This is a genomic window from Acidimicrobiia bacterium (assembly GCA_036271555.1).
GTDB lineage: Bacteria > Actinomycetota > Acidimicrobiia > IMCC26256 > PALSA-610 > DATBAK01.
In genome coordinates this window covers 55,009-75,867 of the sequence record DATBAK010000084.1, presented here as the reverse complement: position 1 = coordinate 75,867, position 20,859 = coordinate 55,009, and the positions used below count along the sequence as shown (strand labels likewise).

Annotated in this window: 15 protein-coding genes; 9 read left to right on the top strand and 6 right to left on the bottom strand. The window is 68.3% G+C overall.

Translation table 11 applies throughout. From position 1 onward, the window contains the following. Positions 1–24 precede the first annotated feature (24 nt). A complete protein-coding gene (locus VH914_19330) occupies positions 25–3,123 on the bottom strand; it encodes an ATP-binding cassette domain-containing protein (GenBank protein HEX4493365.1) in 3,099 nt (1,032 codons plus the stop codon). Then, positions 3,123–5,342 carry an MFS transporter gene (locus VH914_19325; protein ID HEX4493364.1) on the bottom strand — a complete coding sequence of 740 codons (2,220 nt, stop codon included), beginning with the start codon at positions 5,340–5,342 and terminating at the stop codon, positions 3,123–3,125. The genes VH914_19330 and VH914_19325 overlap by 1 nt, the downstream gene beginning before the upstream one ends. A gap of 290 nt (positions 5,343–5,632) precedes the next feature. On the opposite strand from VH914_19325, the gene VH914_19320 reads away from it, so the two are divergent. Next, entirely contained in the window at positions 5,633–6,298 is a 666-nt protein-coding gene (locus VH914_19320; protein HEX4493363.1) for an O-methyltransferase, read from the top strand. A gap of 105 nt (positions 6,299–6,403) precedes the next feature. On the opposite strand, the gene VH914_19315 is transcribed toward VH914_19320, so the two are convergent. The 3 genes from VH914_19315 to VH914_19305 form a co-directional block, all read right to left on the bottom strand. Then, entirely contained in the window at positions 6,404–7,060 is a 657-nt protein-coding gene (locus VH914_19315) for a class II aldolase/adducin family protein (protein HEX4493362.1), read from the bottom strand. Continuing rightward, positions 7,060–8,037: an NAD(P)-dependent oxidoreductase gene (locus tag VH914_19310; GenBank protein ID HEX4493361.1), complete on the bottom strand. Its 978-nt coding sequence runs from the start codon at positions 8,035–8,037 to the stop codon at positions 7,060–7,062. The genes VH914_19315 and VH914_19310 overlap by 1 nt, the downstream gene beginning before the upstream one ends. 114 nt (positions 8,038–8,151) lie before the next feature. Further along, positions 8,152–9,090 (bottom strand): type IV toxin-antitoxin system AbiEi family antitoxin domain-containing protein, encoded by a 939-nt coding sequence (locus VH914_19305; GenBank protein ID HEX4493360.1) that lies wholly within the window; start codon positions 9,088–9,090, stop codon positions 8,152–8,154. A 193-nt stretch (positions 9,091–9,283) separates the two neighbouring features. Here VH914_19305 and VH914_19300 point away from each other — a divergent pair, with 193 nt between their 5' ends. The 8 genes from VH914_19300 (at position 9,284) to VH914_19265 (ending at position 19,622) form a co-directional block, all read left to right on the top strand. Continuing rightward, complete coding sequence (locus tag VH914_19300; protein HEX4493359.1) at positions 9,284–10,231, top strand: enoyl-CoA hydratase-related protein; 948 nt, start codon at positions 9,284–9,286, stop codon at positions 10,229–10,231. Beyond that, entirely contained in the window at positions 10,228–11,760 is a 1,533-nt protein-coding gene (locus VH914_19295; GenBank protein ID HEX4493358.1) for an acetyl-CoA synthetase, read from the top strand. The genes VH914_19300 and VH914_19295 overlap by 4 nt, the downstream gene beginning before the upstream one ends. Positions 11,761–12,169: 409 nt before the next feature. Next, positions 12,170–13,882, top strand: coding sequence for an ABC transporter substrate-binding protein (locus VH914_19290; protein ID HEX4493357.1), 1,713 nt, complete (start codon positions 12,170–12,172; stop codon positions 13,880–13,882). Between the two features lie 58 nt (positions 13,883–13,940). Continuing rightward, entirely contained in the window at positions 13,941–14,897 is a 957-nt protein-coding gene (locus VH914_19285) for an ABC transporter permease (GenBank protein ID HEX4493356.1), read from the top strand. A 24-nt stretch (positions 14,898–14,921) separates the two neighbouring features. Next, on the top strand, positions 14,922–15,860 hold the full coding sequence (locus VH914_19280) for an ABC transporter permease (protein HEX4493355.1): 939 nt from the start codon (positions 14,922–14,924) through the stop codon (positions 15,858–15,860). Then, a complete protein-coding gene (locus VH914_19275; GenBank protein HEX4493354.1) occupies positions 15,857–16,972 on the top strand; it encodes an ABC transporter ATP-binding protein in 1,116 nt (371 codons plus the stop codon). Before VH914_19280 ends, VH914_19275 begins: the two co-directional genes overlap by 4 nt. Continuing rightward, positions 16,972–18,021: an oligopeptide/dipeptide ABC transporter ATP-binding protein gene (locus VH914_19270; GenBank protein HEX4493353.1), complete on the top strand. Its 1,050-nt coding sequence runs from the start codon at positions 16,972–16,974 to the stop codon at positions 18,019–18,021. The genes VH914_19275 and VH914_19270 overlap by 1 nt, the downstream gene beginning before the upstream one ends. A gap of 17 nt (positions 18,022–18,038) precedes the next feature. Further along, on the top strand, positions 18,039–19,622 hold the full coding sequence (locus VH914_19265; protein HEX4493352.1) for a hypothetical protein: 1,584 nt from the start codon (positions 18,039–18,041) through the stop codon (positions 19,620–19,622). Between the two features lie 46 nt (positions 19,623–19,668). On the opposite strand, the gene VH914_19260 is transcribed toward VH914_19265, so the two are convergent. Next, positions 19,669–20,832, bottom strand: a complete 1,164-nt coding sequence (locus VH914_19260) for an acyl-CoA dehydrogenase family protein (GenBank protein HEX4493351.1) — start codon at positions 20,830–20,832, stop codon at positions 19,669–19,671. Between the last annotated feature and the right edge of the window lie 27 nt (positions 20,833–20,859).

Below are 20,859 nucleotides of genomic sequence, written 5' to 3'. Positions count from 1 at the left end.
TACGAACGGAACCCGGCGCCCGACCTACACGGTCGCCGGGTTCGCGTCGGCGTTCGAGCGCTGGATCGCGCGGTCGTCGGTACCGAGGTACGACGCGACGACGAGGGGGTTCGAACGAACCGTCTCGGGCTCGCCGTGCGCGATCACGCCGCCTGCCTCCAGGCAGTAGATGCGGTCACTGATCGACATGATGAGCGGCAGGTCGTGCTCGACGACGATGAGCGTCGCCTCGAGCTCGTTCTGGATCCGCTTGATGAGCGGTCCGAACGCCTCGGCCTCGCGCTGCGCAACACCGGCCGTCGGCTCGTCGAGGCAGATGACGCGGGGACGCACCGCGAGCATCGACGTCAGCTCGACGATGCGACGAGTGCCCGTCGAGAGCTCGACGATGAACCGGTCGGCGTAGCGGCCGAGCCCGAGGAAGTCGATGAGCTCGGAGGCCTCGGCGCGCCGCGTGCGCTCCTTGGCGATCGACCCGGGATAGAACAGCAACGAGCCCCAGAACGATGTGCGCCCGCGCGCTTCGAGCGCCAGTTGCACGGTCTCGCGGACCGTCAGCTCGGGGAACAACGTCGCGGCCTGGAACGTGCGGCCGAGCCCGGCCCGGGCACGGAGGTACGCCGCGTGTCCCGAGACGTCGCCGCCGAGCAGTTCGACCTTGCCCCGACTCGGCACGTAGCCGCCGATCGCGTTCAAGAGCGTGGACTTGCCCGCGCCGTTCGTGCCGATGAGGCCGATCACCTCTCCCGGCATGGCGTGGAAGTCGACATTGTTCACCGCGACGATGCCGTCGAACTCGACGTCGAGCCCGATCGTGCGCAGCGCGCTGCCGTCACCGTTCGTCGGCGGGGGGGTGGTCGCGCGCACCGAGAGCGAGACCGGTGGGGCCGTGACGGTCTTCGCCGGCCGCTCGGGCAATCGCTGCTCGACCCAGCGCAGGATGTGGCCGCGCGCGGCGTACCCGAGCTGGGTGAAGCCACCCGGGACGTAGAGCAACACGATGAGCAGTCCGATGCTCGAGGTGAGCAACTCCACCGTGTCGTTCTTCGGCCAGAACAGCGGAAGGCCGACGACCCACAACGCGCCCGTCACCGCGCCGGCCAGGCTGCCCAGGCCGCCGATCACGGCGATGGCGACGAGGGAGAGGGAGTCTTCGACGCGAAAGAACGCGTTCGTGTAGTCGAAGTTCTGGACTGCTCCCGCGAGGACACCGCCGCCGAGTCCCGCGACGAAGCCGGCGACCGCGAACGACGTGAGCTTCGCTCGCGTCGGCGACACGGTGAACGCAGCCGCTCCCGCCTCGTTCTCGCGGACGCCGACGATCGCGCGGCCGATGCCCGTTCGCCGCAGGTGCCCGACCAGTAGGAGCACGAGCACCAGGACGCCGAGCGCGAAGTAGTAGTACGCGCGGTTGTGGAACGTCAGGTCGACCGGTCCCAGCTTGCCCCGGTCGAGCTCGCCGCTCGTCGAGCCTTCCAGGCCGACGAAGAGCGGGCGGGGGAAGATGTACACCTCGGCTGCGATCGCGAAGGCCATCGTGCTGATCGCGAGCAGGAGCCCGCGCACACGGAGCGCGCCGATGCCGACCGCGGCGGCAAAGATGCTGCTGACCGCGCCGCCGAGGAACAACGCGAGGACGAACGGCACGCGGTGCACGGTGCCGGATCGGTCGATGGCGGCCGGGAACACGACCGCGCCGACCGCGATGCAGAGCACCGCCGCCGAGGCCGCGATCGCGCGGACTCGCCTGCTGCGGCGCCGCGCCACGGTGGTGCTGATCGCGACCGCCGCGAGCACGACGAGGAGCAAGCCGGCGGCCATCGGAAACGGACGCACCGCGCCGGCGGCGAGCCGGTGTGAGCGGAAGCCGATGTTGAGCGTCGCACCGCGCACGAGCGTGCCCGCGATCAGCGCGCCCACGCCGGCGAACGCGGCCTGCCCGAGCGAGAGCTGACCGGCCCAGCCGGTGAGCACGGTGACCGAGACCGTGATGATCGCGGTCGCCAGGATCAAGGCGTACGCCTGATGGTGCGCCGACGACGTGGTGACGAGCGGAACGACGATCGCGACGGCGAGCGCGATCCATGCCACGAGGTTGGGCATGCGCCGTACCCACCACAGCTCGCGGAGGTGTTCGGGCACGGGAGGCACGCGTGGCGCGAAGGAGAAGGTGTCGGTGGTCGTCGCGTCGGCTCGGCTGATGCGGGCGACGAGAGCCAGCACGAGGATGAACAGCACGAACTCGACCAGGCCCGGTGTGTTCGGGAAGTTGTACAGCAGCACTTGATAGAGCAGGCCGACGCCGACCGCGCCGGCAACGGTGCGCGGGAACGACGTCATGCCGCCGATCAACGCCGCCGTCAGCGCGAGCAACAACGTCTCCGGACCGACTTGCACGAGGTCGGTCGTGCCGCTCTGTGTCGCGTAGAGCACGAGCGCGACGCCCGACAGCAGTCCCCCGATCGTCCAGATCGCGGTCGACATCAGCTTCGGGCTGATGCCCGTGAGACGCGCGAGGTCGGGATTGGTCGCCGAGGCACGGACCGATTCACCGAAGACGGTGTGGCCGAGGAGCCACCACAGCCCGACCGTCACGATCGGTACGACGATCAGCGCGAGGACCTGCGGACCGGTGACCACGATGTTCGTCATCTGCAGGTGGACGCCGGCGACGCTGAGATGGAAGAGCGACGAGATCGTCCATTGCGAGCTCATGGGCGTCGGGAAGGTCGTCTGGAACCTTCCGGCCTGGTATTCGGGCAGCGTGCGCACGACCGCCTGCATGAGTTCGGCGACGCCGATGGTTGCAACGAGCACGATGACGCGGGGCGCCTTCGCGAGCCGCCGGATGACCACCATCTCGATCACGGCGCCGGCGGCCGTGGTGGTGAGCAGCGCGAGCGTGAAGGCGAGCCAATACGGGAAGTGCGAATTGACGACCATGACCGCGAGGAGCGCGGCCGCGGGGAGGCCGATGTCGGCGACTGCAAAGTTGATGATGCGCGTCGACCGGTAGATCAGCACGATTGCCATTGCGAGCACCGAGATGATCAACCCCTGCACCACGCCGATGAACAGCAGGTTTGCAGTCGTGATCTGAGGCTGGAAGAACGAGGCGAGCATCAGCCGCCTTCGGTGCCGAAGAAGACCGCGCGGGCGAGGTCGTCGCGCTCCATGAGCTCCTGTGCGTCACCTTCGAACTTGACCTGACCCTTTTCCAGGAAGATGGCCCGGTCGGAGATCGCGAGGGCGACGTTCAACGACTGTTCGACGATGATCATGGTCTGGCCGCGGGCGCGGAGCTGGTCGACGAGCTCGAGCAGCCGCTGGACGATGACGGGCGCGAGGCCGAGCGAGAGCTCGTCGATCAAGAGGATCTCGGGCTCCTGCATCAGCGCCCGGCTGAGTGCGAGCATCTGCTGCTGGCCGCCGGAGAGACTCCGCGCCTGCTGCTTGGGCCGTTCGGCGAGCTCGGGGAACAGTTCGAGCACGTTCGCGATGCGGGCCTCGAGCTCGTCACTCGTGCCGCCGCGTAGCCGCGCCGCGACGGTGAGGTTCTGCATGACCGTGAGGCTGGGGAACACGCCCTTCCCGCCGGGAAGCTGCACGATCCCGTGCTTCACGCGTTGCTCCGGGGCGACGAACGTGATGTTGCGACCGTGGAGTCGCAGGACTCCACGCTCGGGCACCTCGAGCCCGCTGATGCAGCGCAGAATCGTCGACTTGCCCGCGCCGTTCGTGCCGAGCAGGGCGACGCATTCACCGCGATGGATCTCGAAGTTGACGTCGAACAGGACCTGTACGGGACCGTAGGAGAAGTCGGTGTTGACCATTTGCAGCACCGGAGTGCTGGCGCCTTCGACCGAGCGCTTGCGTTGCTCCTCTTGTTCTTCGAGGAGTTCCTCGACGACGAGCGAGAGGTCGTGGCGGATGAACCGGGCGCCGTTCATCAGGAGGAGGCTGCCGATGATGCTGGTCGGCACCAGGAGGATGAACACGGTCGTGCGCACACCGAAAGAGTTGGTGAAGAAGTCGGCGAGGATCGCGCCGCCGAATCCGCCGATGAACACGATGTACATCACGCCCATCGCGATCCCGAGCCCGCGGAGCCGGTACGGGCACACGGCCTGCAGCACCGGCGTGACCATCGCGAACGCGCACGCCGTGAGCACCGCCTGCGGGATGCCCCAGATGACGAACATCGTCGTGCTGTGCGTCGACACCTGCAACGGCGTGAACAGCGCGGACGGCAGGATGAGCAGCCCGACGAGCGTGAGCGCCTTCGCCGGATTCTTCCGGTAGGTGCGGTCGAAGTAGCGGCCGACCGGATAGAGGAACGGGACCGCGGACCAGCCGGCCAGACTGAGGATGAATCCGCGGTGCAACGTGTTGGTGACGTGCAGCGTGTCGTTCAGGTAGAGCACCTGCAGGCTGCCGAGCGCGAAGATTCCGAAACCGAGCGCCGCGAACGCGGCGATCGACGTGCGCACCGTGGCGATCTTCTTCAGCCTCGCGAACGCGGCCTCCATCGACGGCTGCATCGGGTTCTCGTCCTCGATGACCTCGCCGAGGACGTCGTCCTTCTCGTACTGTCCGCGCGGGGGCTCACGCATGAAGAACGCTGCGATCGCGACGATGCCGCCCGGAATGCCGAGCACGAAGAACGCCCAGCGCCAGCCTTCCTTGCCTCCGACCCAGGTTGCGATCGCGCCGACGAGTACCGGGCTGATGTTCCCGAGCACCTGCTGGCCGATGTTCAGGGCGGCCGACATCCGAGCCCGGATGCCGATCGGATAGTTGTCGGCCAGGAGCGGCTGGTGTACCGCGATGCCGTCCGCCTTCGCGATGCCGGTGGCGCAGACGATCCAGAAGAAGACGAACGCGCTGCCGGCCAGTCCGGAGAGGAACGTGCAGAGCGCCGCCACCAGGCTCGCGCACGCGACGATCGGCACCCGCTTCATCCGGTCGGCGAGCCAACCCATCGGGACCGCGCCCAGCGCGTAGAAGAGGCTCGACGCCGACGTGATGAACACGACCGAGCCGCTGCTGATGTGGAACGTCGAGCGCAGCTCGGGCTCGAGCGTCTGGACCGCGTTCAGGGTGAGCTGGTCGAGGGAGATCAGCAGGCCCAGCACCACGAACATGAAGACGCCGCCCTTGGCGAACGCGTCCTTGAAATCGATCGGCTCGGAATTGACGCCGGGAAGCAGGTCGTCCGGGAAGATGATCTGTTCCTTGGCGCGAGCCTGGGCCGCCTGGCGGGCGGCCTCCTCGTCGAGCACGGTGGCGGCGAGCGAAGCGGCGCTGCCCTCGGGCTGGCCGGCTGATTGCAGATCGGTCACGCGGTCTCCGGATTGCAGGCGGCCCCCCGGGCCTGCGGGTGTCGGGATGGTAAACGCTGACTGACGTTCGTGTCAGCTACGCAGAGAGGTTTGCGTTGCGTGGTGACGCCGGCTTCGGCTTCCGAGCGTGCCTGCGACGCGACCTCCGAAGTCGTTTCTCGTCGCGGACCGCAACCTGCGAGGTCCCGCCAGGAAGAGTGGGCAGCGCGCACCACAACTGCCTCGAGGCCGGCGTGAGGTGCGTGCGACGTGCACGCGTCGACTCCTGCGTTCCTGTGTACGGTGCGGAAATGAGCCCGAAGTCGTTCTTCCTATCGCCCGAGATCCACGAGTACCTGCTCGATCACGGGCAACGGCCAGACACGATTCAGCAGTCGCTGATCGAGGCGACCGCGTCGTTGGGAGCGGTGTCGGGGATGCAGATCGCGCCCGAGCAGGGCGCGTTCATGACGATGCTCACGCAGTTGGTGGGGGCGCGTTCGGCCGTCGAGGTCGGGACGTTCACCGGCTACTCCGCGCTGTGCATCGCGCGCGGGTTGGTCCGGGGCGGCCGGTTGTTGTGTTGCGACGTGAGCGAGGAGTGGACGTCGATCGGGCGCGCGCATTGGGAACGCGCGGGTGTCGCGGACCGGATCGATCTCGTGATCGCGCCCGCGGTCGACACGTTGTCGAAGTTGCCGGAAGAGGAGACGATCGACATCGCGTTCATCGACGCCGACAAGCCGAACTACCCGGCCTACTTCGAACAGCTGGTTCGGAGGCTGCGGCCGAACGGGTTGTTGATGGTCGACAACGTGTTGTGGAGCGGGCGCGTCGTCGACGACTCGGATCAGAGCGACAACGCGGTCGCGATCCGCGCGTTCAACGATCTGGTCGCGAGCGATCCCCGCGTCGACGCCGTCATGCTCCCCGTCTCCGACGGCCTCACCCTCCTCCGCAAGCGGTCTGCGAACTGATCGAGTTGGGTGACGCGCGGGCGTCACTTTTCTCGATCAGATCCGAGAAAGCCCTGGTCGGCGGCGCGACCGGTCGTGCGGCCGACGGAGCCGCGGCGGTGCGGCTCAGCCCTGGGAGCGGAGGAACTTGTAGATCGGTGCGAACTTCTTCATCGTCGAATCCGGCAACGGCACGAGCTCGCCGATGAACTTGGCTCCCCAGATGATCCGCGCCGTGCGCTCGACCAGCATCGCGATCTTCAGCGCGTCCTGCGGGTCCTTGCCGACGGTCAGAAGCCCGTGGTTCGCCATCAACACCGCGGCGCGGTCGGCGACCCAGTTCGAGACCTCTTCACCGAGGTCGTCCGAGCCGGTGACCTTGTAGTTCGCGACCGGCACGTCACCGCCGACGTACACGTCGAACTCCTCGATCACACACGGGATCGGTTGGTGCGTGACCGCGAACATCGTGCAGTGCATCGCGTGCGAATGAATGACGGCGTTGATGTCCTCGTGCTTCCGCAGGCACCCGAGATGCAACGCCTTCTCGGTCGTCGGGTTGCGCGTGCCTTCGAGGACGTTGCCGTCGAGGTCGCACACGACGAGGTCGTCGAGCGTCATCGTCTCGTACGCGAGCGACGACGGCGTGAGTACTGCGTTTCCGTCGGGCAAACGTGCCGACAAATTGCCGGCCGTGCCCTCCACGAGACCCTTGGCGATCATCTCCTTCGCGGTCGCCAGGAGCATTTCCTTCGTCTCCTGGGCCGTGAGCTTCGTCGCCATCAGGCGAGCACCTCCGGGTTGACGCAGTTGACGGGCTTCTCGCCGGCGAGGATGCGTCGCACGTCGTCGGCGATGAGCTTCGAGTGGTTCGCCTCGGTGTCGTAGGTCGCGCCGCCGATGTGCGGTGTCAGCACGACGTTGTCCATCGAGCAGAGCGGGTGATCCTTCGGCAGGTGCTCCCCGACGAAGTGGTCGAGACCGGCGCCGCCGAGATGACCCGACTGCAACGACGCGACGAGCGCGTCGGTGTCGTGCAGCGCGGCGCGCGCCGAGTTGACGTAGATCGAGCCGGGCTTCATCTTCGCGAACTGCGCGGCGCCGATCAGACCCGTCGTCTCGGGCGTCACCATCGCGTGCATCGACACCACGTCCGACTCCGCGAGCAGGTCGTCGAGCGAGTGCGTCGCTTCGGAGTTGTACGGGTCGTAGGCGATGACCTTCATGCCGAGGCCTTCGAGGCGCCACTTCGTCGCGCGCCCGACCGCGCCGAGTCCGACGACGCCGGCGGTGCGCCCGGCGAGTTGCCAGGCGCGGAAGCGCTGGTAGGGGATCTTGCCGCCCGCGTACACCTGCTCGGCTCTGACGTCGCGGTCCGCGGCGACGATGAAGCGGTTGGTCGCGAAGAGGAGTGCGACGGTCATCTCCGCGACGGCGTCGGCGTTGCGTCCGGGCGCGCGCAGGACGGGGATCCCGGCCTTCGTCGCGCCTTCGATGTCGACGTTGTTCGGGTCGCCGCGGCAGGAGCCGATGACCGTGAGGTCGCAGTCGAAGACGGGTCCCTTCACGGAGTCGGACTCGACGATCAGGATCGTCGCGCCCTCCTGCCGCACCCGTTCCGCGAGCTGCTCGGCTTTGTACAAACGGAGCGTCGGCTGGTCGATCCAAGGATCGAGCACGACGTCGGCGAGACCCTGAAGCGTGTCGAGTCCTTCGCCGCGGAACGGCGCCGTCACCAGCGCTTTCGGTCGATCGGTCACGTCCGCATCCTGCCACGCACATGACACGCCCGTCAGTTTCGGGAGGCCACCTGGATCTGATCGAGTTGAGCGACCGTCCGCGTCACCTCGCTCGATCAGTTCGCCGGCGCCGCGTCACGCCGCCCGTCGCCGCTCGCGAAGGTGTGCGCGCACCGTTGTCGCGACCATCTCGGGCTGGTGGACGACCTGCTCATACGTGAACCGCACGATGCGAATGTCGCGCAAGCCGAGCGCGTTGGCGCGCACGTTGTCGGCGGATCGCTGTGCCGGCGTCGCGTGCGCGACGTTGCCGTCGAGCTCGAAGAAGAGACGCAGATCGGGATAGCCGGAGTCGAGATACGCCATCCGGCCGTCGGGCCGTCGCACCGGAACCTGGCACTCGGGCCGCGGAAGGTTGTGCTCCTCGAGCACGCGCAGGAACCGTCGTTCGAGCACGCTGTGCGGCGTTGCCAACAGGTCGGCGCGCTTCTCGAGCAATCGTCCGAGCGCAGCGACGCCATTGCGGCCCCGCTCGCGAACGTCGGCATGCGCTTCGGCGACGTCCTCTCGCCTGACGGTGCCGTCGCGTTCCGCACCGTCGAGCGCGTGTTCGACGCGCGCCTCGTCGGTCACCGCCGCGAGCGTGCAGAGCGTGCGTTCCGGAGTCGAAACGGGGATGCCGTCGACCTCGCACACGTCGATATCGCCCCAGTACGCGGAGCTGTGCACGATGACACCGTCCATGCGGAAGTCGCGTCGACCTTGCGGCACGGTGATCTCGACGACGCCCGGCGCGAAGTCGTCGAAGCGGTGGAGTGCGGCGGCGCTTCGATGGGAAGCGGCCGCGCCGGGGCCGGCGGCGAGACAGGCGGCGAGTAGCCGCTGTCGCCAGGTGGTCGGGTGTCCGGCGATCCGAAACGCGTGCCGTGAGAGTCGCTCGATCCGACCCTGCGCGACGCGCAGTCGAAGCTGCCGGTCAGTGAGGCCCACCGAGTGGGCGTCGGCGCGCGTGAAGAGGCCGTGTTGCAGTGCGGCGACGCGTGCGATCGCGCCGTCGGCCATTCGTCGCTTCATGGAGGCTTCCCGGTTCTGCTCGAAGACCATCGACGGGGGAAGCCGGGTCGCGTCGATTCGACGACAACCGCGCGCAGGATCGCACGCGGGTGCGACGGGGAAGCGGGGGTACGGGGGATCTGATCGAGCCAGGCGACGCGCGAGCGTCGTCAAACTCGATCAGATCCCCGGCACCCCCTAACGTGCCACGCGTATGGCGATTCACTACGAGCGCAACGACTCGCATGTCGTGCTCATCACGATCGACCGGCCCGAAGCACGCAACTCCTGCGACATGGAGCACTTCAAGCTCCTGCGCGAAGCCTGGGAGCGATTCGATCAGGACGACGACGCGTGGGTTGCGATCATCACGGGCGTCGACGACGCGTTCTTCACCGGCGCGGACCTCAAGAAGTACGTCCCCGAGATCACGAAGCTCCAGAAGCAGATCGCGGAAGAAGGCCTGACCGAGATCAACGGCTATCGCCTCGACGACGGCACTCGCGCCGTGCTCCGCAACTGGCCGCTCTACAAGCCCGTCGTCGCTGCGGTCAACGGCTTCTGCACCGCCGGCGGCATGGAGATGCTCGGCGGTGTCGACATCCGGGTCGCGTGCCCCGAAGCGAAGTTCGCGGTCATGGAACCGAAGCGCGGCTTGTTCGCGGGCGGCGGAACGACGGTCCGACTGCCGCGCCAAGTGCCGTGGGCGCAGGCGATGGAGTTCCTGCTCTGTGCGGATCTCGTCGACGCGCAACGCGCCTACGACATGGGCCTCCTGAACGCGATCGTCCCGAGAGAGCAGCTGCTCGACAAGGCGTACGAGTTCGCGAACCGCATGACCGCGAACGCGCCGCTCGCGGTGAAGGCGACGAAGCAGAGCGCGCTGCAGGGCCTGTACCACGACGAGGACACGACGAAGCAACTGCGTGGCGCGGTGCGCAAGCTGCGGGAAGCGCTGCTGACGATCGAGCCTGGCAACGCCGAGACGGCGACGACCGCGATCGCGAACAGCGCGGTCATCCTCGAGTCGCTCGGCAAGGAGCTGCGCACCGCATTCGAGAAGGAGAGCCGGCTCTCGAGCGCGATCTTCCAGACGGAGGACGCGCGGGAAGGGCCCAAGGCGTTCGCCGAGAAACGAAAGCCCAACTGGCAGGGTCGATGAACGCGGTCGATCCGCGCACACCCTGCATCATCGGCGTCGGCAGTCGCACCTGGCACCCGGACGACGTTGGCGAAGCCGGTGCACCCGAGCCGCTCGCCATGTGGGTCGACGTCGCGCGCGCGGCCGCAACCGATTCGCGAGGCCGCGACGTCCTGAACGCGGTCGACAGTGTCAACGTCGTCTACTGCCAGACCACGCAGTACGACGACCCGCCCGCGCGCCTTGCCGAGACGCTCGGCATCTCGCCCCGCCACCGGTATTACTCGGGGATCGGTGGCACCACGACACAGCAGCTCGTGTCGACGGCGGCCGAAGCGATCCTGAAGAACGAGCGCGACGTCGTCCTCATCGCGAGCGCGGAAGCGCTCGCCACGCAACGCAAGGCGAAGCAGAAGGGCGAGCGCATCGCCTATTCGTTCCGGCCCGCCGAGAAGCGGCCGTATCCGTGGGAAGCGCCGATGCACCCGGCCGAGATCGCGCACGAGGTGTTCCAGGCCTGGCTCACGTTCGCCGTGTTCGACAACGCGCGCCGCGCCCACCGCGCAGAACCACTCGACCTCTACCGACGTGAGATCGGCGAGATGATGGCGCCGCTGACGGAGATCGCGGCGCGCAATCCGGACGCGTGGTTTCCGATCGAGCGGACCGCCGACGAGCTCGTCACGCCGTCGGCCGGCAACCGCATGGTCGGCTACCCGTACACGAAGTACATGGTCGCGATCATGGACATCGACATGGCGGCCGCGTTGATCGTGACGAGTCACGAGCGCGCCGACGCGCTCGGTGTCCCCGCCGACCTACGGGTCTACCTGCGGGGATGGTGCTACGCGACCGATCCCGTCTACGTCGCCGAGCATCGCGAGATGTGGCGATCGCCGGCGATGGCGGCGGCTGCGAGCGCGGCCGCGCAACAGGCGAACGTCGCGATCGACGATCTCGCGCACTTCGATCTCTACAGCTGCTTCGGCAGCAGCCTGAACTTTGCTCGCGACGCTCTCGGACTCGAGCCCGACGACGCGCGACCTCTGAGCGTCACCGGCGGGCTGCCGTATCACGGCGGTCCGGGCAGCGGGTACATGACCCACTCGATCGCGCAGATGGCGCGCGTGTTGCGCGGTGATCCGGGTGCGTTGGGCATGGTCAGCGGCGTCGGCATGACGATGACGAAGCACGTCTTCGGCGTGTACTCGACGACTCCTGCGGCCGTGACGCCCCCCGATCAGATGAGCGTGCAAGCGGCGCTCGACGAGGTGGATCAAGCGGTCATCGCGGACACGTGGGACGGCGACGCGACCGTCGCCGCGTATTCCGTCGTGCACGGGCGTGACGGCGGGCCCGAGTGGGCGCTGCTCGTGTGTGACGTCGAATCCGACGGTTCGTGCCGCACCTACGCGCGGTCGAGCGATGCCGAGTTGATGGCGTGCGCGGAGTCCGAGGAGCTCGTCGGACAACGGGTCCAGCTCGAGTCGACGGCGCTCGATCTGCCGACCGGGCCCGGTCACCGCAACCTCGCGACGCTCGCGCGCTGACGCCGAACACGCACCAACAGGGCCGTCCACAGGGCAGCCGAGGGCTGCTGCGAACTGATCGGTTCAGGTGACGCGACGCGTCGCCGGGCTCGATCAGATCATCGACCCGACGCGTCGCCGAGCTCGATCAGATCATCGACCCGGCGTCACCGGCGGCCGAGAGCTCCGGCGAACTGATCGGTTCAGGCGACGCGACGCGTCACCGAACTCGATCAGATCCCGAGCCAGATCCCGAGCCGGGAGAAACGCGGGTTCGATTGACAGGCCGACGTGGCGTCCTTAACTTGCGCCGATACACTCACAATGTGACTCCCGTCACACCGGCTGAGGACCGGTGCGACAACGAGACGGAGGCACTCGGGTCCCGGTGCAAACCGGTACGGACGGCATTCGGACAGCAGGGGGGAACGTGGCCACATCGCTTCGCGCGCGCCGACGCTCGACGATCGGGATCGGCGGCGCCGCGCTCGTCGTCGCGCTCGCGCTCGTCGCATCCGCGTGTTCCAGCAGCGGCAGCAGCGCCAACGGCACCAACGGCAACAACCCGGCGACGACGCCGACCACGTCGGGCACGGCGGTCAAAGGCGGCTCGGTCGTCTGGGCGCTCCCTGCCGAGACGAGCGCCGGCTACTGCCTGGCCGAGGCGCAGCTCGCGATCTCCGGTGAGCAGGTGGCCCGCGCCATCTACGACACGCTGACGGTGCCGAACTCGAAGGACGAGTACGTCGGCATGCTCGCGGAGTCGGTCACGCCGAACGCGACGAACACGCAGTGGACGATCAAGCTGCGTCCGAACATCAAGTTCTCCGACGGCACCGCGCTCGACGCGACCGTCGTGAAGAACAACCTCGACGCCTACCGCGGCGCGTACCCGAACCGGGCACCGTTGCTCTTCAAGTTCGTGTTCGGCGCCTACGTCAAGAGCACGACGGTCGTCGACCCGATGACCGTGCAGGTCGACACGGTGCCGTGGACCGCGTTCCCCGCATACCTCTACGGCGCGGCTCGCGTCGGCATGATGGGACAGGCGCAGCTCGACGACAAGAACAACTGTGCCAAGCACCTCGTCGGCACCGGGCCGTTCATCGAGAAGAGCTGGAAGGTGAACGACGCGTTCATCGCGACGCGCAACCCGAACTACTGGCGCAAGGACGCGAACGGCGTGCAGCTGCCGTACCTCGACCAGATCACGTTCAAGCCGATCGTCGACAGCTCGACGATGCTGAACGGGATCCAGTCGGGCAACATCAGCCTTGCTCTGGACGACGGCGCGATCAACATCGTGCAGTACCGCTCGCTGGCCGCATCGCACAAGATCCAGCTCACCGAGTCGCAGAAGTACCCGGAGCTCGCGTACACGTTGTTCAACGTGACGAAGCCACCGTTCGACAACATCAACGCGCGGCTCGCGTTCGCGTACGCGGTGAACGCGCCGCAGGAGAACAAGCTCCGGAACAAGGATGTGAGCCCGCTCGCGCAGGGTCCGTTCGGTCCGGGTGTGATGGGCTACCTCAAGGACTCGGGCCTGCCGCAGTACAACCCGACGAAGGCGAAGCAATACGTCGCCATGTACAAGCAGCAGACGGGCAAGGACCTCTCCTTCACGTACCTGTCCCCGGGCACCGACCCCGAAGGCTTGAAGACGATCGACCTCATCAAGACCTACCTCTCGCAGGTCGGGATCAAGATGGGTGTGCAGTCGGTCGACGAGTCGCAGGGCATCAACGACGTCATCGGCAAGCAGTTCCAGGCGACGGCGTGGCGCAACCACGCCGGGTTCGACCCCGACACCGAGTGGGTGTGGTGGCACTGCGACTCGCCCGCCGGACAGCCGTGCGACAACCTCGTGAACTTCAACGGGTTCAACGACGCGGTGATCAACAAGGCGCTCGAGGACGGCCGCAGCGCGACGGACGTCGCGCAGCGGACGAAGGACTACGAGGACGTCAACCGCGAGTTCGCGAAGCAGGTCTACGACGCGTGGGGTTGGTACTCCGACTGGACCGTTCCCGCGCAGAACAACGTCCACGGCATCGGCAACCTGCCGCTTCCCAACGGCGACCAGCCGTTCCCGGGCTTCACGAGCGGCATCGACCCGGCCGGCGTCTGGCTGTCGAAGTGACCGCGTGACCGGTCGCACGGAGGAACGGTTCGAGCAGTAGGAACGGAGGGAACGGCACGTGGGCTTCTGGCTGCGGCGACTCGGTCGCCTCGTGGTCGTGCTGATCTGCGTGTCGTTCTTCTCGTACCTGCTGCTCGACCTCCTTCCGGGTGATCCGGTCACGACGATCGCCGCGTTCGCACCCGCGAGCGTTCGCGACAAGCTGAAGCACGACGCGCATCTCGACGAGCCGGTCTACGAGCAGTACTGGCATTGGCTGTCGAACTTCTCGCACGGCAACCTCGGCAACTACTACCGCTCGTCGGGCGTCGACAAGGTCGCGCCCGATGTCAGCAGCTCGCTGCCGGTGTCGCTGCAGCTGATGCTGTACTCGCTGATCCTCACGGTGCTGATCGCGATCCCGTTAGGGGTGTTCAGCGCGTTCTGGGAAGGCACCTGGTTCGACCGATTAGTGAACGCGACCGCGTTCGGCGCGATCGCGTTCCCCGACTTCGCCCTCGGACTCGTGCTCGCCTACGTCGTGGGCGTGAAGCTGAGATGGTTACCGCCGGGTCAGTACGCGCACCCGTCGCAGGGTCTGGTCAAACACTTCAGGAGCATGGCGCTCCCGGCGATCAGCCTCGCGACCGGACAGATCGCGGGCTACATGCGACTGTTGCGGACCGACATGATCGCGACGCTGCAGGAAGACTTCATCACAATGGCGAAGGCCAAAGGGATGCCGTCTCGGCACATCCTCTGGCGGCACGCGCTCCGTCCCTCGAGCCTCACGGTGCTCACCGTCGCGGGGCTCAACGTCGGCGCGCTCATCGGCGGTGCAGTCGTGATCGAGGTCGTCTTCCAGCTCCCGGGCATGGGCCTGTTGCTCGCATCGAACATCCGCGCGCAGCAGTTCATCGCGGTGCAGAGCATCGTCGCGATCTTGGCGATCGGCTACGTCGTGGTGAACACGCTCATCGACCTGCTCTACATGAAGCTCGATCCCAGAGTGCGCAGCATGGCCGCGCTCCGGTAGCCAGGACGTGGACGGACAAGCCGCATGAGCACCATCGGTTTCGAGGCGTCGCCCGAACTGCTGACCGAACCCGAGGGGTCGCCCGACGCGGCCGCCCGGGTCGAGGTCGCGCCGAACCGTCGGCTCGGCTTCGGCGGTTGGTTCGCGATCATCTGGCTCGCGCTCGTGCTGATCGGCGCAGTGCTCGGGACCTTGCTCCCGGGCATCCACGGCTACCGCACCGTCTTTCTCGACGACACGAGCACGAAGCCGTTCACCCACGGCCACCTGCTCGGCGTCGACGACGTCGGCCACGACGAGTTCTCGAACCTCGTCCTGGGTGCGCGCACGTCGCTCGAGATCGGGCTCGGCTCGGTGCTCGCCGGCATCCTGATCGGTGGGACGCTCGGCCTGATCGCCGGCTACTTCAGAGGCACGATCGACCTCATCATCAGCACCGTGTTCGACGTGCTGCTCGCGGTGCCGGCGCTGATCCTCGCCCTTGCGCTCACGGCGTTCCTCAGGGGCGATCCGACGAAATCCCACCTGCCCGCCGAGATCGTGCTGATCATCGCGCTCGGAACCGTGTCGACACCGGTGCTCGGGCGCATCACGCGCGCGAGCACGCTCACGTGGTCGCAGCGCGAGTTCGTGATGGCCGCGCGCGCGCAAGGCGCGAAGAACGCCCGCATCATGGTGCGCGAGGTGTTACCGAACGTGATTCCCGCGATGCTGTCGATCGCGCTGCTCGCGATCGGCGTGGTGATCGTCGCCGAAGGCGGCTTGAGCTTCCTCGGCGTCGGCGTCGATCCGACCGTCAAGCCGTCGTGGGGCAATCTGATCGCGAGCTCGGCGTCGGTTCTCAACACTGAACCCTGGCTCGTGTTCGGCCCGATCGTCGCGTTGTTCCTCACGGTGCTGTCGCTCAACTTCCTCGGCGACGTCGTGCAGGCGCGCTTCAACGTGCGGGAGTCGGCGGTATGAGCCCGAAGCGCAAGGTGGGCGAGCGCTTCTCCGACGCACCGCTCGACGGTCCGCTGCTCGAGGTCCACAACGTCATCACCCATTTCAAGACGGGCCGTGGCGTCGTGCGCGCGGTCGACGGCGTGTCGTTCTCGCTCGAGCGCGGCAAGACGCTCGGCATTGTCGGTGAGTCGGGGAGCGGCAAGTCGGTCCTGTCGAAGTCGATCATGGGGCTGCTGCCGAAGCGGAACGTCGTGCGCGGCGGGAGCATCAAGTTCGAGGGTCGGGAGATCGGCGCCGCGACCCCGAGGGAGATGCAGCACTACTGGGGCACCGAGATGTCGATGGTGTTCCAAGACCCGATGACCGCGCTGAACCCGGTCATGCGCGTGGGCAAGCAGATCACCGAATCGCTGCGGTACCACCTCGACGTGTCGCGCGACTACGCGCAAGAGACCGCGCTCACGCTGCTCGAATCGGTGGGCATTCCCGAGCCGCAGCGGCGACTGCGCGAGTACTCGTTCCAGCTCTCAGGAGGCATGCGGCAGCGCGTGATGCTCGCGATCGCGCTCGCGTGCGGCCCGAAGATGCTGTTCGCCGACGAGCCGACGACCGCGCTCGACGTGACCGTGCAGGCGCAGATCCTCGACCTGCTCCAGACGCAGCAGCGCGAGCGGTTCATGGCGATGATCCTCGTGACGCACGACCTCGGCGTCGTGGCGGGACGCGCCGACGACATCGCGGTGATGTACGCCGGCAAGATCGTCGAGAAGGCGCCGGCGCGCACGCTCTTCAGCCAGATGCGCCACCCGTACACCGAAGCGCTGATGAAATCGATCCCGAAGCTCGCGCTTCCGAGCCACTCGCGCCTCGACTCGATCGCGGGGCGTCCGCCCGATCTCGTGCACCCGCCCAAGGGCTGCAACTTCGCGCCGCGCTGCCCGTACGCGCAGGCGCGCTGCCACGAAGAGGAGCCACCGCTCGAGTCGCGCGGCACGCCCGGTCACGAGTTCGCGTGCTTCTACCCGGTCGGCACCCCCGAGGGAGCCGACGCGCTCGCGCACAACCAGTCGCCGGCCGCCGCCGACACGAGCGGCGACACTGCGGCGACGCCCGCGGCGGGGAGCGCCTGATGGCGGGGAGCGGCACCGCGCACCTGCGCCCGGCGGACGAGGTCCTGCTGCGCGTCGAGCACCTCGTCGTCGAGTTCCCGATCGGGCGCACGGGCCTCAAGGTGTACGCGGTCTCCGACGTGAGCCTCGACATCATGCCCGGCGAGACGCTCGGTCTCGTCGGCGAGTCCGGCTGCGGGAAGTCGACGACCGGCAAGGCGATCATGCAGTTGCCGCCACCGACGGCGGGGATGGTCGACTTCGACGGCACCGACCTCACGACGCTGCACGGCGAGAGCATGCGCCGCATGCGCACGCGCATCCAGATGATCTTCCAGGACCCGATCTCGTCGCTGAACCCGCGGCGCAAGGTCGAGGACATCGTCGCGGAGGGCATGCGCATCTGGAACATCGGTGACGACAAGTCGCAGACCGCGAAGGTCGACGAAGTGCTCGACGCGTGTGGCCTCGATCCCGCGATGGCGCGCGGCCGGCGCCCGCACCAATTCTCGGGTGGTCAGTGCCAGCGCATCTCGATCGCGCGGGCGCTCGTCACGGAACCGAAGCTCGTCATCTGCGACGAGCCGGTCTCCGCGCTCGACGTGTCCGTCCAGGCGCAGATCCTCAACCTCCTCGAGGAGATGAAGGAGCGCTACGGGCTCACGCTCGTGTTCATCGCGCACGACCTCGCGGTGGTGAAGAACGTGAGCGACCGCGTCGTCGTGATGTACCTCGGCAAGGTCTGCGAAGTCGGGCCGCCCGACCAGATCTACGAGCGCCCCGCGCACCCGTACACCGCCGCGCTGCTGGCCGCGATCCCGGTGCCGGACCCCGCGATCCGGCCCGCCGACCGCCCCGCGCTCGGCGGGGAGATCCCCTCGCCGGTCGCGCCGCCGAGCGGCTGCCGCTTCCGCACCCGCTGCCCGCGTGCGCAGGACGTGTGCGCGCAGCAGGAACCGGAGATCCGGGAGATCGCGACGGGTCAATATGTCGCGTGTCACTTCCCGCTGAACCCGGGCGAAGTGCTGCCGCTCGCGCCCGGCAGCAACGGCTCCGTGCCCGCCGCCTGAGCGCACGGACGCCGCGCGTGCGGGTCGGCGCCCGCCTCGGGTGCCTCGTCGCGGGTCTGCTCGTCATCCTCGTGGTGCTGTTCGCGTTGCCGACGCGCCTGCCCGGCGGTGCCGAGGACTCGTTCCTCGGCGGTCAGCGCAACGACCCGATCGCGCGCCTCTCGTTGCGGGCCGACATGCACGCGAGTCGCGCGCTCCCACTGCGTTTCGTCGACTTCGTCGGCGACGTCGCGGGCGGCGACCTCGGTCACTCGCCCGTGATCGGCGCGGATGTCGGCGCGGTGGTGGGCGAGCGCACCGTCGAGAGCCTTCTGTTCGCGGCCGTCGCGCTCGCGGTCGCGTGGAGCCTGCGGCGGTGGCGGCGCACTCGCTCGCGAAGGCGCGCGACGGGCGCGGTTCCCGGCGTGGTCGTCGCGCTGCCGGTGCTCGCGGCGCTGGTCGTCGGCGCCCGTTTCGGGGCCATGCCGTTCTCGGCACCGCACGCGGCGCTCGTGTCGCGCGCCGGCGCGAGTCTGTTGCCCGCGCTCGCGCTCGGTGCCGGCCTCGCGGCGTGGATGGCCATCGGGCGACGGTCGACGCGCGAAGTCGTCGCCGCGGTCGCGCTCGGGACGATCGTCACCGAGGCCGTCTTCGCGCTGCCCGGCCTCGGGTCGACGTTCGCGCAGTCGACCGCAGGCCTCGATCCGATGACGACGCGCGGTGTGTTCTTCGCGATCGCGGTCGCCGTCCTGCTCGCGCTCGTCGTGCTGCCGGGTGTCGAGCGGGGTGAGACGAATACGGGCTCGCTCGGTGGGCGCGCGGCGCGCGGGGTCGTCGCAACCGCGTGGGTCGCGGCTGTGGTCGTCGCGATCGCGGCGCGTCTCCACCTCGGACTGCCGGCGGCCGCGCGCATCGGCGCCGACGGTCCGAGCGGTAGCTCGGGCGCGCATCCGTTCGGCACGGACGCGGTCGGTCGCGACGTGCTCGCGCGCGTGCTCGCGACCGGGCGCGGCTCGCTGCTGCTCGTCGTCGCCGCGGTCGTGATCGCCACGGTCGTGGGCTCGGTCATCGGCGTGGTGATCGGCTTCGCGGGCGGACCGCTCGAACGCATCGGGGTTGCGGCGTTGAAGGGGTGGGCCGCGTTCCCAGGCGAGCTCGTCGCGCTCGTGCTCCTCACGTTCAACGGCCGCAGCGGTGCGCGCGCCGCGGTCGCGCTCGCGTTCGTCGCCGCGCCCGCGATCGCACGGGGCGCGCAGCAGCGCACGCTCGCCGCGGTGCAGGAGTCGGACCCGGATCTCGCGACCGGCGCGTGGGTGCGGAGCTTCGGCTCACACGTGTCGTTCGGCGTCGTGCGCGCCACGCTCGCCACCGTGTTCGTCGCCGCGGGGCGCGTGCTCGCGGCGGAGATCATCGCCGGGTTGCTCGGCGTCGGGCCCGCGGCGACGCAGACGTGGAGCCGCGAGATCGCGAGTCAGCTCCCGTTCGCCGCGCACGCGCCCCAGGCCGTCGCCGCGCCGCTGCTGGTCGCGCTCGTCACCGCCGCTGCGCTCGCGGCGCTCGGAAATGCGATCCGACCGAGCTCCCCGGTCGCGCTCGCTGCGCCCCCGGTCGACGATCGGTAGCGATCCGGGCGGGAGCAGCGACTCCGCGGAACCGCCGCGCCGACCATCAGGAACGCGGCATACCGAGGATGCGCTGGGCGAGGATGTTCTTGTTCACCTGGGTCGTGCCGCCCGCGATGGTGAGCGCCCGCGAGTAGACGCGATCGCGCGCCCACGCGCCCGACAATGCGTCGGGACCGAGCACGTCGGACGCGACCTCGGTGAGGTGCTGCTCGGTCTCGCTCCACACGAGCTTGGCGATGCTGCCCTCGGGACCCATCGCGCGCCCGTGCAGCTCCGCCGAGATCGCGCGCTCGGAGATGAGCTTCAGCAGCTCGGCCTCGAGGTAGACGCGCGCGAGCTTCTGCCGCAGGACCGGATCCTCGGAGACCGGCGCGCCGTCGCGACCGGGCGTCTCACGCGCCAGCGTCAGCAGCCGCTGCACCTTCGACCGCAAGCCCATGTGGAGCTTCGCGACGGTGCCCCGCTCGTACGCGAGCGTCGTCATCGCGACGCGCCAGCCTTCGTTCACCGGCCCGAGCGTCTGGCTCACCGGCACGCGCACGTCGGTGAAGAAGATCTCGTTGAACTCGACCTCGCCGGTGATCGTGACGAGCGGCCGGACCTCGACGCCCGGCAGCGTCATGTCGACGAGGAGGCACGTGATGCCCTTGTGCTTGGGCGCGTCGGTGTCGGTACGGACGAGCAGCTCGCACCAGTTCGCGAGGTGCCCGAGCGTGTTCCACGTCTTCTGCCCGTTCACGATCCAGACGTCGCCGTCGCGCACCGCGCGGCATTGCAACGACGCGAGGTCGGAGCCCGCGTTCGGTTCCGAGAATCCCTGGCACCAGATGTCGTCACCGCGCAGCATGCGGGGAAGGAGCGTGCGCTTCTGCTCGTCGGTGCCGTGCTCGATGATCGCGGGTGCGATGTTCGACAGGCCGAGCGGGTTGAGCGTGCCCGGCGCGCCGGCGCGGTGCATCTCCTCGGCGAACACCACCTGCTCCATGAGTCCCGCGCCGCGCCCACCCCACTCGTCGGGCCACGCGATCGCGGCGTAGCGCGCGTCGGCGAGCGTGCGGTTCCACGCGCGCAGCCCTTCGAGGCGCTCACCCTCGAGGTCCATCGACCAGCTCGCGCCCGCGCGCACGTCGTCGGTGAGGTTGGCGTCGAGCCAGGCGCGGAACTTTTTCCGGAACGCTTCCGCTTCCGGCGAGTAGTTGAAGTTCATACTTATGGTCGCACTCGCTGCGCTCGC